Source organism: Burkholderia sp. 8Y (assembly GCF_902506145.1).
Taxonomy (GTDB): domain Bacteria; phylum Pseudomonadota; class Gammaproteobacteria; order Burkholderiales; family Burkholderiaceae; genus Caballeronia.
Window position 1 is genome coordinate 419,157 of sequence record NZ_LR733519.1, and the last position, 12,861, is coordinate 432,017.

Sequence of the window (12,861 nt, forward strand, 5' to 3'; positions counted from 1 at the left end):
GTCGCACAACGAATCAGAGTCTGCCTTCAAGAGTACCAGACCACTGCTTCACGCCCTATGCTTTGTCGCCTTCGCGACGCCGGCGGAATGCGCGAATTGATCGACTGTCAAACGAATCGCATCGATTAGCGCCCGGGCAGCGGGGGAAGGCGTGCTGCCCGCACGCAACGTCAGTCCGATATCGCGCCGTGTGTTCTGCATCGCGATATCGAGCACGACGAGTTGTCTCGCCTCGCATTCGTAGTGCAACTGCTGAGCCGATACGACGGCCAGCATATCGGTGTGAGTGAGTAAGCCGCGAATCACGGCAAGGTCCGCGGTCTCGACAGTCGGCATGGGCGGTTTGAGCTTGAGCCGCTTGAACTGGGCTTCGAACATGCCGCGTGCGGGCGCGTGACTGCGCGGCAAAACCCACTGTGCCGCACTCAACTCCCTGAGCGTCAAGCCCTCCGTATCCGCGAGCGGATGATCGCGCCGCGCAATGACCACCATGTCTTCCGACATCAGGCGCTCGTTCGTGAGCCCGCTCGACGCATCGTTGTGTCTTAGCGCGCCGAGCACGAAGTCGATATCGCCGGCCCGCAAGCCCGCGACGAGCGGTTCATAGGCGCTTTCATCCGTGGCGATACGAACGCCGGGATACTGCGAGGCCACGCGCGCGATAGCGCCCGGAAGAATCAGCGTTCTGCCGAGCGGCAGTGCGCCGACAGTCACGTAGCCCTGAATGGTGCCGCGCAATGCCGCAACATCGTCGGGAATGTGGCGCAACTCGTTGAGTGCGCGGCGCACGTGAAGCACGAACGTCTCGCCCTCGCTCGTCAACAGCAAGCCGCGCGGGCTGCGATAAAACAATTGCATACCCGCACCCGTCTCCATGATGCGAATCGCGCTGCTGACGGCTGGCTGACTAATGCCGAGCGTCTGCGCGGCGCTCGGCATATGCCGATGACGTGCCAAAGCCGAGAACAACTGAAGTCGCCGCGTATTGAGCAGAAAAGCGGGCAACGCGTTGCCGTTAGCGGAACGTCGACGTGACTGCCGTGCCGTGCACCACTGCGCGAGTGCTTCGAGTTCCGTGAAGATCCGTTCGCAACGAAGAAGAACGGCTCGGCCCGCCGGCGTCGGCAACATCCCCGATGGCCGACGTTCGAGCAACGTCTCGCCTACCGCCGCTTCCAGTTCCTGTAGTGACCGCGTGACAGCGGACTGCGCGCGAAACAACGCAGCCGCAGCGCGCGTGGCGCTTCCCGTCTGAGCAACCAGCCTGAAAGCGCGCAGATAAGCCAGGTTGAGCAGTTCGCGGTTGTCCATGACTTCGCTGAGAGAGGCGGAGTCATCAGTTTAATTTATCGGGGCGTCGGTCGTGGTCTGCTTAGTCTTCGATCGTCCCATGCACGCCTTGCTCGCCGCGCTTCCAATACGCGGACGCACGGATGCGCCGCTTGTCGATGCCGCGCTCGTTACATAACAACTGGCGCACTGCGCGCATGAGTGCGGCTTCGCCTGCGGCCCACACGTAGCCGTCGCCTTCGGGCAGATAGGTTCCGCGCAACGCGAGCAACAGGTCGCCGCCCGGATACGCCGACTCGCTGCGGTAGCACCACTGCGCGTAGAGATCGGCCTGCGTATTGAATTCGATGCGTGCGGAGGGATCGGCGACTTCGAGCAGCGTCGCCACGCGCGTCCCGGGCGGAAGCTCTTCCAGGCGGCGTGCGATGGCGGGCAGGGCGGTTTCGTCGCCAATCAGCAGATGCCAGTCGAAACCCGCAGGAATGACGAACGAGCCGCGCGGCCCGCCGATGCCGAGATACTGGCCGGGCGCCGCCTTCGCTGCCCATGCGGCCGCCGGGCCGGCGTCGTGAAGCGCGAATTCAATATCCAATTCGCGCGCCGCCCGGTTGAAGCGCCGCGGTGTGAAGTCGCGCGCGATGGCTCTCGGCTTGTCTGGGTCGAACACCGGGCCGTCCGGGCCGGCCTGTGGGGTCACAGGCATGGTTTCGCCCGCGTGCGGGAAGAAGACCTTCACGTGGTCGTCGAAGGAGGCGGTTTCGAAGTCGGCGAGGGCCTCGCCCGTGAGTGTGATGCATACAAAATGCGGGTTCATCGGCTGTACCCGCTTGACCTGCAGCATGCGGAACTTCAGCGCGTGACGCACGCGCGTGACTTCCAGATCGGCGCGGCCCTGTTCCTTGACCGGGGAATCGCTCATCCTGTCGCTCCTTTACGCCTGCTTCGACGCGTTGTCCTGTTCGATTTCAGCCGTCGCGCGCGCAAGAATGGCGGCGATTTTGCGCTGCTCTTCCGGCGATGCATCGGTGCGCAGCAGTAACGCCCGTTTCAGCGCGCGTCGGGCGGCGATGAGTTCGGGCACCCAGGCGTCGTCGCCGGCATTCTCGTCTGTCTCTTCGCCTGCATACGCTCGACGCACCAGATCCATCTTGCGTGCAAAATGCAAAAGCTTCGCAAGCATCAGATCGACGCGTTCGCGATTAGCGGCGAGATACTCCCGGCCCGCATCCGATAGCGCGTATCGCTTGCGATTGCCTTCCATTTCGACGGTCGCATAGCCCAACTCTTCTAGATACGTGAGGGCCGGATACACCATGCCGGGGCTCGGCGCGTAAAAGCCGTTCGAGCGGTCGGCAAGCGCCTTGATGAGTTCATAACCGTGACGCGGCGCCTCGGCCAGCATGGCAAGCAAAAGCAATTGCAGGTCGTCGGACGAAAACTTGCGACCGCGCGGCATACCGCCCATGTCATCCGGGCCGCCGAATCCCCCCATGCCGCCGCCAAATCCTCCGCCAAAGCGCCCGCCGCCGCCATGCCGATGGCGGCCGATCATGCCCCAGCCGCGCCAGGCAAGGCGATCCAGATGCTCCAGCGCATCGAACGCAAAGTCGGACCCGAAGGCGCGCGAGCCGTCGGTGCGGCCGCCGTGAAAACAACGTGATCTCATGACATTACTCCGTTATGTCGTAAAACATATCTAAAGATATATATCGTAAGAGTGTCTGTCAAGGGACGTCGCTCGCCTTCTTGAGCCTCGCGATGCGCGCCACCGCGCGCTGTCCTGCTCCACAAGGGCAGCAAGCGTCCCACCGACACACTAGGGTTAACACAGCTTCTCAACCCGCAGCCACGCCCTACAATGACATCAATTCACGTATAGCAAGCGACGTTGCTATAGATAAATTGAAATTGTCAGGAGACGCGCCATGCAGATCGATTATCAGAAGTTGCGGTTCGACTACTTGCGGCCGGCCGAACTCGACGCGCCATCGGGCGCGGTGCATCCGGTCGTGATCGTCGGAGCGGGGCCGGTCGGGCTCTCGACCGCGATCGATCTCGCGCAACAAGGCGTCAAGGTCGTGCTCGTCGATAACGACGACACGCTGTCCTCCGGCTCGCGCGCCATCTGCTTCGCCAAGCGCACGCTCGAAATATTCGATCGCCTCGGCTGCGGCGAACGCATGGTGGAAAAAGGCGTGAGCTGGAACGTCGGCAAGGTGTTTCTTCAGGACGAACTGATCTACACGTTCAATCTGCTGCCGGAAACGGGCCATGCGCGACCCGCGTTCATCAACCTTCAGCAGTACTACGTCGAGGGCTACCTCGCAGAGCGCGCCATGCAGCTCGACAACCTGCAGATTCGCTGGAAGAGCAGCGTCGCGGGCCTGACGCAGCGCGACGATCATGTGCAGTTGCAGATCGAGACGCCTGACGGCACCTATCCGCTCTGCGCGCGATATGTCGTCGCGGCCGATGGCGCCCGCAGTGCCCTGCGCAATCTGCTCGGTCTGGACAGCCGAGGCCGTACGTTCAAGGACCGCTTCCTGATCGCCGATGTGAAGATGAAGGCATCGTTTCCGACCGAACGCTGGTTCTGGTTCGATCCGCCGTTTCACCGCAACCAGTCGGTGCTGCTGCACCGGCAGCCGGATAACGTCTGGCGCATCGACTTCCAGCTCGGCTGGGACGCGGACCCCGTCGCGGAGAAAGCGCCCGAGCGCGTGATTCCGCGCGTGAAGGCGCTGCTGGGCGAGGACGTCGAATTCGAACTGGAATGGCTGAGCGTCTATACGTTCTCGTGTCTGCGCATGGATTCGTTCCGTCACGAGCGCGTGCTCTTCGCGGGCGATTCCGCGCACGGCGTGTCGCCGTTCGGTGCGCGAGGCGCCAATAGCGGCGTCCAGGATGCCGACAATCTCGCCTGGAAGCTGCGGCTCGTCGTCAACGGCGACGCGCCGTCCGCGCTGCTCGACACGTACGCGTCCGAGCGCGAATTCGCCGCCGATGAAAACATCCTCAACTCGACCCGCGCCACGGATTTCATCACGCCCAAAAGCGCGGTGTCGCGGCTCTTTCGCGATGCGACGCTCAAGCTCGCGAAGGATTGCGCGTTTGCACGGCGCATCGTGAACAGCGGACGTTTGTCGGTGCCGGCGGTGCTGTCGAACTCGCCGCTCAACACACCCGACGATCCCGCCGATTCATTCTCCTGCGCCATGGTGCCGGGCTCCGTCTGCACGGATGCGCCCGTCGTCGCGGAAGGGAAGGACGCGTGGTTCCTGCATCAACTGTCCGGGGGCGATTTCAGAGGCGTCTATTTCTGCGGCCTGCATGACGACATCGGTGAGACGGCCGAGCGGCTCGCGGCGCTCGCGCATCTGCCCGTGGCGGTGCGTCCGCTGATCGTCGCGCCGCGTGGCGTGAACGTTCCGCCGATGGCCGACGTGAAAGTGGTCGGGGATGTCGAAGGCATCGTCACGCATCGCTTCGATGCGCGTCCCGGCACCTTCTACCTCGTGCGCCCGGACCAGCATGTCTGCGCACGCTGGCGTGCGCTCGACGTCGCCTCGATTTCCGCGGCCGTGAACCGCGCCACCTGCAACGCCCAACTGAACGGATGAGCGGACCATGAGCCACCTGATTCTCGAACCCAATATCGCGGACATGGACGCCTTCTACGAGCGTCTGATCGACACCCACAACGGCCTTTCCGATGCCGACAGCCAGATGGTCAACGCCAAGCTCGTGCTGCTGCTCGCCAACCATATCGGCGACATGGACGTGCTCATCGAAGCCTTCGCCAAGGCGCGTTCAGGTGTGACCAGCATTCAGTGAACCGAACATCCACTCAACGGAACGATCATGTCTGATACCCATCACGGCCTGACGCTCGCGCCGGGCGCGGCTTACCAATCGGGCTTCGGCAATGAGTTCGCCACGGAGGCCGTCGCGGACGCGCTGCCCGTCGGACGCAATTCGCCGCAGCGCGTGGCGAAAGGGCTCTACGCCGAGCAGTTGTCCGGCACCGCGTTCACCGCGCCGCGCGCGCACAATCGGCGCTCGTGGCTGTATCGCATCCGGCCGGCGGCGGTGCATCGTCCGTTCAGCGCAATCGAAAACGATCGCCTCGTCGGCGACTTTTCGACCGTGCCAAAAACGCCGCCCGACCAGTTGCGCTGGAATCCGCTGCCGTTTCCGGACGCGCCGGTCGATTTCGTCGATTCGCTGATTACGATGGCCGGCAACGGCTCGGCGTCGTCGATGGCCGGCTGCGCGGTCCATCTGTACGCCGCGACGCGCTCGATGCAGAACCGCTTCTTCTATTCGGCCGATGGCGAACTGCTCATCGTGCCGCAAGAAGGACGCCTCACGCTCGCGACCGAACTCGGCGTGCTCGATGTCGAACCGCAGGAAATCGCGGTGATTCCGCGCGGCGTGCGCTTCACGGTCGCGCTGCCCGACGGCCGTGCGCGCGGCTATGTCTGCGAGAACTTCGGCGCGTTGCTCGAATTGCCCGACTTGGGGCCGATTGGCGCGAATGGCCTTGCAAATCCGCGCGATTTTCTGACGCCTGTCGCCGCGTTCGAGGATCGCGAGGGCGACTTCGAACTCGTCGCGAAGTTCGGCGGCCATCTCTGGCGCGCGGACATCGACCATTCGCCGCTCGATGTCGTCGCCTGGCACGGCAACTATGCGCCGTACAAATACGACCTTCGGCGCTTCAATACCATCGGCTCGATCAGCTTCGATCATCCCGATCCGTCGATTTTTCTCGTGCTGCAATCGCCGAGCGACACCGAAGGCGTCCACGCGCTCGACTTCGTGATCTTCCCGCCGCGCTGGCTCGTCGGCGAGAACACGTTCCGTCCGCCGTGGTTCCATCGCAATGTCGCGAGCGAATTCATGGGCCTGATTCACGGCGCGTACGACGCGAAAGAGGAAGGTTTCGTGCCGGGCGGCGCGAGCCTGCACAACTGCATGTCGGGCCATGGTCCCGACGCCGACACGTTCCGCAAGGCTTCCGACAGCGATACCAGCAAACCGCACAAGGTCGGCGACACGATGGCGTTCATGTTCGAAACACCGCTCGTCATTCGTCCGACCGGGTACGCGCTCAAGACCTCGGAATTGCAGGCGGAATATTTCGAGTGCTGGCAGGGACTGAAAAACAACTTCGCGAAGGAACAGTAATCATGGATTGGCACCAGACCAACGACCCGAAGCTCAAAAGCTGGGTCGAGTCGGCGAACGCGGCCGACAGCGATTTCCCGATTCAAAACCTGCCGTTCGGCGTGTTCAGCGATGCGTCGAACACGGCGCCGCGCGTGGGCGTCGCGATAGGCGATGCGGTGCTCGACCTGAGCGTGCTCGCGCGTGAAGGGCTGATCGAACAGGACGCGGCGCTCTTCGCGCAAGCGTCGCTCAACGCGTTCATCGCGACGGGCAGGGCGCAATGGCGTGCGTTGCGCGTGCGTCTGTCATCGCTACTCAATGCCGAAAACGCCGAGTTGCGCGACAACGCGGCGCTGCGCGAACAGGCGTTCGTCGCTCGGAAGGATGCGCGCTTGCATCTGCCGGTCGACATTCCCGGCTATACCGACTTCTATTCGTCGCGCGAGCACGCGACCAACGTCGGTTCCATGTTCCGCGATCCGAAGAACGCGCTCCTGCCGAACTGGCTGGAAATTCCCATCGGCTATAACGGGCGGGCGTCGTCGGTGATCGTGAGCGGCACGCCGGTGCGCCGGCCGAACGGGCAGATCAAGCTGCCCGATGCGGAACGCCCGATCTTCGGCGCGTGCCGCAAGCTGGATATCGAACTGGAGATGGGTTTCATCATCGGCGCTCCGAGTGAGCTTGGCGATGCGATTGCGTGCGAGGACGCCGAAGCGCATATCTTCGGCATGGTGATGCTCAACGACTGGAGCGCGCGCGACATTCAGCAGTGGGAATACGTGCCGCTCGGGCCGTTCAATGCGAAGGGCTTCGCCACGACGATCTCGCCGTGGATCGTCACGCTCGATGCGCTCGAGCCGTTCCGCGTCCAGCAGCCCGAGCAGGCGCCGCAGCCGTTGGAATATCTGCGTCACGCGGGCGAACACGCGTTCGACATCGCGCTGGAAGTCGATCTGCGCGCGGCGGGCGACGAGCTTGCGCAGACCATTTCGCGCACCAACTTCCGCCACATGTACTGGACGATGGCGCAGCAACTCGCGCATCACACGAGCGGCGGATGCAACGTGCGCGTCGGCGATCTGATGGGCTCGGGCACGATTAGCGGACCGACGCCGGATTCCTGCGGCTCGCTGCTGGAATCGACGTGGAACGGGCAGCGTCCGTTGCAGCTTGCGTCGGGCCAGACGCGTACCTTCATTCAGGACGGCGACGAACTGACGTTGCGCGGATGGTGCCAGGGCGATGGTTATCGCGTCGGCTTCGGCGCGTGCGGGGGAACGATCCTTCCGGCGAGAGACACCGCATGAGCGCGTTCATGCTGCACGGCTACTTTCGCAGTTCGGCGTCGTTTCGTGTGCGGATTGCGCTGAATCTCAAGAGCATTTCCTACGATCAGGCGCCGGTGCATCTCGTGCGCGATGGCGGCGAGCAGCTTCAGGCGTCGTATCGCGCAATCAACCCGGACGGTCTCGTGCCGTCGCTCACCTGCGATGACGGCAGCGTGCTGACGCAGTCGCTTGCGATCATCGAATATATCGACGAGTGTTTTCCGACGCCCGCGCTGCTGCCTGCCTCGGCGCTGGATCGCGCGTTTGTGCGTTCGGTGGCGTTGCAGATTGCATGCGACATTCATCCGATCGCCAATCTGCGCGTGCTGAAGTATTTGCGCGGCGAAATTGGCGCGTCGGAGGCGCAGAAGGACGCGTGGTACCGGCACTGGATCGACCTCGGTTTCGCGTCGCTGGAAGCGAAGCTGGCGTCGGACGCGCGCACCGGACGCTACGTTTTCGGCGATACGCCCACGCTCGCGGACATCTGCCTCGTGCCGCAAGTGTGGAACGCGCGCCGCTTCTCGATTCCGCTCGACGCCTATCCGACGATCCGGCGCATCGCCGATCACGCGATGCAGCACGAAGCGTTCGCCGCTGCCGACCCTGCGCGGCAGCCGGACGCCAGCGTTTAAACTCCGCTCGCGCCGAAGCGCCACGACAGGCGCTGCGTCGCGGCGACGAGCGCACGCGCGACCGGGCCGTCGTCGTCGCGCTCCATGCCGCGCGACGAGCCGATCACCGCGATCACCAGCCGGATGCTGCGCGTGTGGTCGAAGATCGGCGCGGCGAACGTGCCGACGCCGGGAACGGGCGTGTCGAACGCATCGTCGATGCCGCGCTCGCGGATACGGTTCAGCCGCTCGCGATAATCGGGGTCCAGTGGCAACTTCGCGGCGACGCCGGCAAGCCTGATCGATTCCTGCGCGAGCAATCCTTCCAGCACGTCTTCCGGGATATGCGCGGCGAACACGCGCCCGATCGCAGTATTGACGAGCGACATCACGGTGCCGACGCGCAGGCTGATGTGCTGCGGCCGCGCCGATTCTTCCAGACGGATGATCGTCGGCCCGAGCGGTCCGAGCGTGGCCGCCGCGACGCTCAGCTGCGTGGTCGCGGCGAGGGAGACGATTTCAGGCTCGGCATCGCGTGTCGGCGAAAGGCGTTGCAGCGCGATCAGCCCGAGTTCGAAGCCGAGCGCGCCAGCGGTGAAACAGCCGTCGTCATCGCGTGAAAGCAGCCCGATTTTCTGCAGGCTGACAAGGTGCGGAAACGCCTTCGCGGGCGGCATGCCGGCCGCGGCGGCAAGATCGCGCAGGTTCATCGGCTGGCTGGCCGAGGCGAGCGCATTCAGCAGTTCGCCCGTGCTGTCGAGCGCATTGATGCCGCGCTGCGCCTTCGCTTCGGATGAGGCTGCGTCGTTCGGATTCGCGGTGAGATCAGAGGGCATGAGCGGACGATGATTGAGTGAGCGCGTCGGAGATGCGCTGCGCGGCGTCGCGCAGTTCGCGTGCAGTGTCGCCGGTCCAGGTCACGTCCATCGCGCCGGAGGGCCCGATGACCGTCAGCGCGAGTTGCAGGCGGCCGTCCGCGTCGCGCACGGGCACGCTCAGGCTGCTGATGCCGGGACTCGGCATATCGACGCTGCGCGCCATGCCGCGCTTTCGCGTGTCGTCAATGTTCGCCTGCCAGACGGCGTGGTCGGGCGCGGCTGTATCGTTCGCGTCGATGCCGATGCGCGGCCGGTCGATGCCTTGACCTTCCATCATCGCCGCCAGTTGGCTGGGATCGAGAAACGCGCTGAAGACGCGCCCGGTGGACGTGGTTTGCAGCGACATCACGGTGCCGACGTGGAGGTTCACGTGCAGCGGATAGCCGCCGCGTTCGTATCGGACGATGGTCGGCCCTTGCGCGCCCGCCACGCATACCGCGACGCTATGGCCGATGCGCTCGGCGAGTCCCGCCGCATACGACGCGGCCACGCGATACGCCTCCTGCTGCTCGACGAACATGAGCCCGAGACGCAGCGAGAGCGGGCCGGGCTCGTAGTAGCCGGTGAGCGCATCGCGCTTGACGAGGCCGAGCCGCGTCAGGCTGACGAGATACGTGTGCGCCTGCGCCGTCGACAGCGCGGCGGCGCTCGCCAGTTCGCTCAGCGCGACCGGCTCCCGGCGTTTCGCCAGCGCATCGAGAATGCGCCCGGCGACTTCCACGCTCTGTATGCCTCGTTGCGGCTTGTCTGTGACTTCTTTCAAGGGTGCTTCGCTCCTGCGGCGGTCCAATCGTCCGATGCTAGCGCATCCGGCCACCACATCCTATAACCGGGGTTTTCCCGTAGTTCAACTATAGCAAGGTGATTTGCTATTGACAAATATCAGCCGCGACGCGACCATGCATCATCCCCCGCCGAACGAACGGAGACAGACATGGCAAAGGCATTCGCATCGCAGGCCGACCTGGAAGAAAAGAAGGTCACCTTCACGCAACTTTCCGAAAACGCATGGGCCTACACGGCCGAGGGCGATCCGAATTCGGGCGTCATCATCGGCGACGACGGCGTATTGATCGTCGATACGACCGCGACGCCCGCGATGGCGCAGGATCTCATCGCGAAGATCCGCAGCGTCACCGACAAGCCCATCAAATACGTCGTGCTGTCGCACTATCACGCGGTGCGCGTGCTGGGCGCATCGGCGTATTTCGGGGAAGGCGCGCAGCAGGTCATCGCGAGCCGCGGCACGTACGAAATGATCGTCGAGCGCGGCGAGCAGGACATGAAGTCGGAAATCGAGCGTTTCCCGCGTCTTTTCGCGGGCGTCGAAACGGTGCCGGGCCTGACGTGGCCGACGCTCGTGTTCGAGAAGGAAATCACGCTGTGGCTCGGCAAGCTCGAAGTGAAGATCGCGCATCTGGGCTCGGGTCACACCAAGGGCGATACGGTCGTGTGGCTGCCGTCGCAGAAAGTGCTGTTCTCGGGCGATCTGGTGGAGTACGACGCGGCCTGCTATTGCGGCGATGCGCAACTCGAAGAATGGCCCGCGACGCTCGAGGCGCTGCGCAAGCTCGAGCCGCACAAGCTCGTGCCGGGACGCGGTCCCGCGCTGCTCAATCCGGTTGAAGTGGACAAGGGCATCGACTATACGAAGGACTTCGTGACGACGCTGCTCCAGGCGGGTCGCGATGCCGTCGCGCAAAAGCTCGACCTGAAGGGCGCGATGGCGCTCGCGCGCAAGTCGATGGACCCGAAGTTCGGCCAGGTGTTCATCTATGAGCACTGCCTGCCGTTCGATGTGTCGCGCGCCTATGACGAAGCGAGCGGCATCAAGCATCCGCGCGTCTGGACGGCAGAGCGCGACAAGGAAATGTGGACCGCGCTGCAGGACTGATCGATTACGCGAGGGCCGCATTCGGCCCTCTTCCTCTTTTGCTGCAAGGACGCGCAAGACGTCCGGGCAACCCGCTTCGTTCATTGACAAAAGCGGCCGCCGTGGAGCGAGACAATGCAGAACTCCGTCGAAATCGAATCATCAGGACTCGCAACGAATTTAACGGACGATGATTGCATCATCGCGAAAGTCGCGTGGCGCATCATTCCGTTCCTGTTCCTCTGTTATGTCGTGTCCTTTCTGGACCGCATCAACATCGGCTTCGCGCAGTTGCAGATGAAGCACGACCTGGGCTTCTCCGACGCCATGTACGGACTCGGCGCGGCTGTGTTCTATATCGGCTATGTGCTCTGTGAAGTGCCGAGCAACATGCTGCTTGCGAAGTTCGGCGCGCGCCGCACGTTCACGCGGATCATGCTCTTGTGGGGACTTGCATCGGTCGGCATGATGTTCGTCAGTAAGCCCGCGCATTTCTATGTGCTGCGCTTCATGCTGGGCGTGTTCGAAGCCGGCTTCTTCCCCGGCATCGTGCTCTATCTGACGTACTGGTTCCCGGCGAATCGCCGCGCGGCGGTGATGTCGGTGTTCTTCGCTGGCGTGGCCGTCGCAGGCGTGCTGGGCGGACTCTTCTCCGGCTGGATCATGCGCGACATGGGCGGCGTCCACGGGCTGTTCGGCTGGCAATGGATGTTCGCGATCGAAGGCGCGCCCGCCGTGTTGCTCGCGTTCGTCGCGCTGTTCTATCTGGTGGACAAGCCCGAACATGCGCGGTGGCTCTCCGATGAAGAAAAGTCGCGCCTGATTGCACTTTGCGCGCAAGATCGCACCGACAAGCAGAGCCATCATGCTCGCAGCTTCGTCGCTGCGCTCACGGATCCGCGCGTGTATCTCTTTGCGTTCATCTACTTCTCGCTGACGTGCGCGTCGCTCACGCTCAACTTCTGGATGCCGCTGATGATTCGCGACTTCGGCATCAAGGACGTCGTGCAGGTGAGTCTCTTCACGGTGATACCGAATGCGATCGGTGCCGTCGGTCTCGTGCTCATCGCGCGCCGGTCCGATCGAACGGGCGAGCGGCGCAAGCACTTTGCGTTCTGCACCATCGGAGGCGGCATTGCGCTTGCGGCACTGACGCTGCATCTACACAGCTTCCCCGCGATGCTCGCGATTCTCTCCACTGCCGCCGTGCTCATCTTCGCCGCGCTGCCGATTTTCTGGGCTGTGCCACCGAGCTATCTCTCGGGCAATGCGGCGGCGGCGGGCATCGCGCTGATCAGCAGCATCGGCATCACGAGCGGCATCGTGAGTCCGTGGGTCATCGGCATGATTCGCACGAGCACCGGCAGCATGGATCTCGCGGTGTATCTGCTGGCGGGATTGCTCGCGATGAGCGGCATCGCATTGCTCGCGGGCGTGCGCGGCAGCGATTCGAGGGCGCGCTGATACGCTGGCAGGGGCGCTTGCCGCAGAGCTGGAAGTTCGTCGAAGGCGCGCGCTGCATCGGCGCACTTTCATCGCGGCTTCGATCCGCGCAACTTCGCGACCGGGGGGCAGGAGAGCAGCGAACGCTACATGCTGCTTATGCTTATCAACGCCGCGGAAGCGGCTTTGTTGCCGGAGCGGCTCTTTGCCAGCGATAAGGCGTTTGCATGCTGCATGACGCATGCAGCATCCACGCGCCT

The 12,861-nt window shown here is 63.7% G+C and carries 10 protein-coding genes and 1 pseudogene; 7 read left to right on the forward strand and 4 right to left on the reverse strand.

Annotation, left to right across the window (positions count from 1 at the left end):
- Window positions 1-48 precede the first annotated feature (48 nt).
- The 3 genes from GV035_RS01855 to GV035_RS01865 form a co-directional block, all read right to left on the reverse strand.
- On the reverse strand, window positions 49-1,311 hold the full coding sequence (locus GV035_RS01855) for a LysR family transcriptional regulator (RefSeq protein WP_159832850.1): 1,263 nt from the start codon (window positions 1,309-1,311) through the stop codon (window positions 49-51).
- A gap of 61 nt (window positions 1,312-1,372) precedes the next feature.
- Complete coding sequence (locus GV035_RS01860) at window positions 1,373-2,209, reverse strand: siderophore-interacting protein (RefSeq protein ID WP_159832852.1); 837 nt, start codon at window positions 2,207-2,209, stop codon at window positions 1,373-1,375.
- A gap of 12 nt (window positions 2,210-2,221) precedes the next feature.
- A complete protein-coding gene (locus tag GV035_RS01865) occupies window positions 2,222-2,956 on the reverse strand; it encodes a PadR family transcriptional regulator (protein ID WP_159832854.1) in 735 nt (244 codons plus the stop codon).
- A gap of 259 nt (window positions 2,957-3,215) precedes the next feature.
- On the opposite strand from GV035_RS01865, the gene GV035_RS01870 reads away from it, so the two are divergent.
- From GV035_RS01870 to maiA, 5 genes are read left to right on the forward strand one after another with little or no spacing between them, the layout of a single operon-like run.
- On the forward strand, window positions 3,216-4,910 hold the full coding sequence (locus GV035_RS01870) for an FAD-dependent oxidoreductase (protein ID WP_159832856.1): 1,695 nt from the start codon (window positions 3,216-3,218) through the stop codon (window positions 4,908-4,910).
- A gap of 7 nt (window positions 4,911-4,917) precedes the next feature.
- Window positions 4,918-5,124: a DUF2783 domain-containing protein gene (locus GV035_RS01875; RefSeq protein WP_159832858.1), complete on the forward strand. Its 207-nt coding sequence runs from the start codon at window positions 4,918-4,920 to the stop codon at window positions 5,122-5,124.
- A 27-nt stretch (window positions 5,125-5,151) separates the two neighbouring features.
- Window positions 5,152-6,480 (forward strand): homogentisate 1,2-dioxygenase, encoded by a 1,329-nt coding sequence (gene hmgA / locus GV035_RS01880; protein WP_159832860.1) that lies wholly within the window; start codon window positions 5,152-5,154, stop codon window positions 6,478-6,480.
- Between the two features lie 2 nt (window positions 6,481-6,482).
- The gene (fahA, locus tag GV035_RS01885) at window positions 6,483-7,772 is read left to right on the forward strand and encodes a fumarylacetoacetase (RefSeq protein ID WP_159832862.1); all 1,290 of its coding nucleotides are present in this window, start codon (window positions 6,483-6,485) and stop codon (window positions 7,770-7,772) included.
- Entirely contained in the window at window positions 7,769-8,428 is a 660-nt protein-coding gene (gene maiA, locus GV035_RS01890; RefSeq protein ID WP_159832864.1) for a maleylacetoacetate isomerase, read from the forward strand. Before fahA ends, maiA begins: the two co-directional genes overlap by 4 nt.
- Here the strand turns inward: maiA and GV035_RS01895 are convergent.
- Window positions 8,425-10,048: pseudogene (locus GV035_RS01895) on the reverse strand (IclR family transcriptional regulator). The gene maiA and the pseudogene GV035_RS01895 sit on opposite strands and share 4 nt — an antisense overlap.
- A 171-nt stretch (window positions 10,049-10,219) precedes the next feature.
- Here GV035_RS01895 and GV035_RS01900 point away from each other — a divergent pair.
- Window positions 10,220-11,179 (forward strand): MBL fold metallo-hydrolase, encoded by a 960-nt coding sequence (locus GV035_RS01900; RefSeq protein WP_159832866.1) that lies wholly within the window; start codon window positions 10,220-10,222, stop codon window positions 11,177-11,179.
- 114 nt (window positions 11,180-11,293) lie between these two features.
- Window positions 11,294-12,622, forward strand: a complete 1,329-nt coding sequence (locus GV035_RS01905) for an MFS transporter (RefSeq protein WP_159832868.1) — start codon at window positions 11,294-11,296, stop codon at window positions 12,620-12,622.
- Window positions 12,623-12,861: the final 239 nt, after the last annotated feature.

What these genes read in the sequence shown, in the direction of transcription:
- GV035_RS01855 (WP_159832850.1), bottom strand. Translation starts at nt 1,311, where the DNA reads ATGGACAACCGCGAACTGCTCAACCTGGCTTATCTGCGCGCTTTCAGG.
- GV035_RS01860 (WP_159832852.1), bottom strand. Translation starts at nt 2,209, where the DNA reads ATGAGCGATTCCCCGGTCAAGGAACAGGGCCGCGCCGATCTGGAAGTC.
- GV035_RS01865 (WP_159832854.1), bottom strand. Translation starts at nt 2,956, where the DNA reads ATGAGATCACGTTGTTTTCACGGCGGCCGCACCGACGGCTCGCGCGCC.
- GV035_RS01870 (WP_159832856.1), top strand. Translation starts at nt 3,216, where the DNA reads ATGCAGATCGATTATCAGAAGTTGCGGTTCGACTACTTGCGGCCGGCC.
- GV035_RS01875 (WP_159832858.1), top strand. Translation starts at nt 4,918, where the DNA reads ATGAGCCACCTGATTCTCGAACCCAATATCGCGGACATGGACGCCTTC.
- hmgA (WP_159832860.1), top strand. Translation starts at nt 5,152, where the DNA reads ATGTCTGATACCCATCACGGCCTGACGCTCGCGCCGGGCGCGGCTTAC.
- fahA (WP_159832862.1), top strand. Translation starts at nt 6,483, where the DNA reads ATGGATTGGCACCAGACCAACGACCCGAAGCTCAAAAGCTGGGTCGAG.
- maiA (WP_159832864.1), top strand. Translation starts at nt 7,769, where the DNA reads ATGAGCGCGTTCATGCTGCACGGCTACTTTCGCAGTTCGGCGTCGTTT.
- GV035_RS01900 (WP_159832866.1), top strand. Translation starts at nt 10,220, where the DNA reads ATGGCAAAGGCATTCGCATCGCAGGCCGACCTGGAAGAAAAGAAGGTC.
- GV035_RS01905 (WP_159832868.1), top strand. Translation starts at nt 11,294, where the DNA reads ATGCAGAACTCCGTCGAAATCGAATCATCAGGACTCGCAACGAATTTA.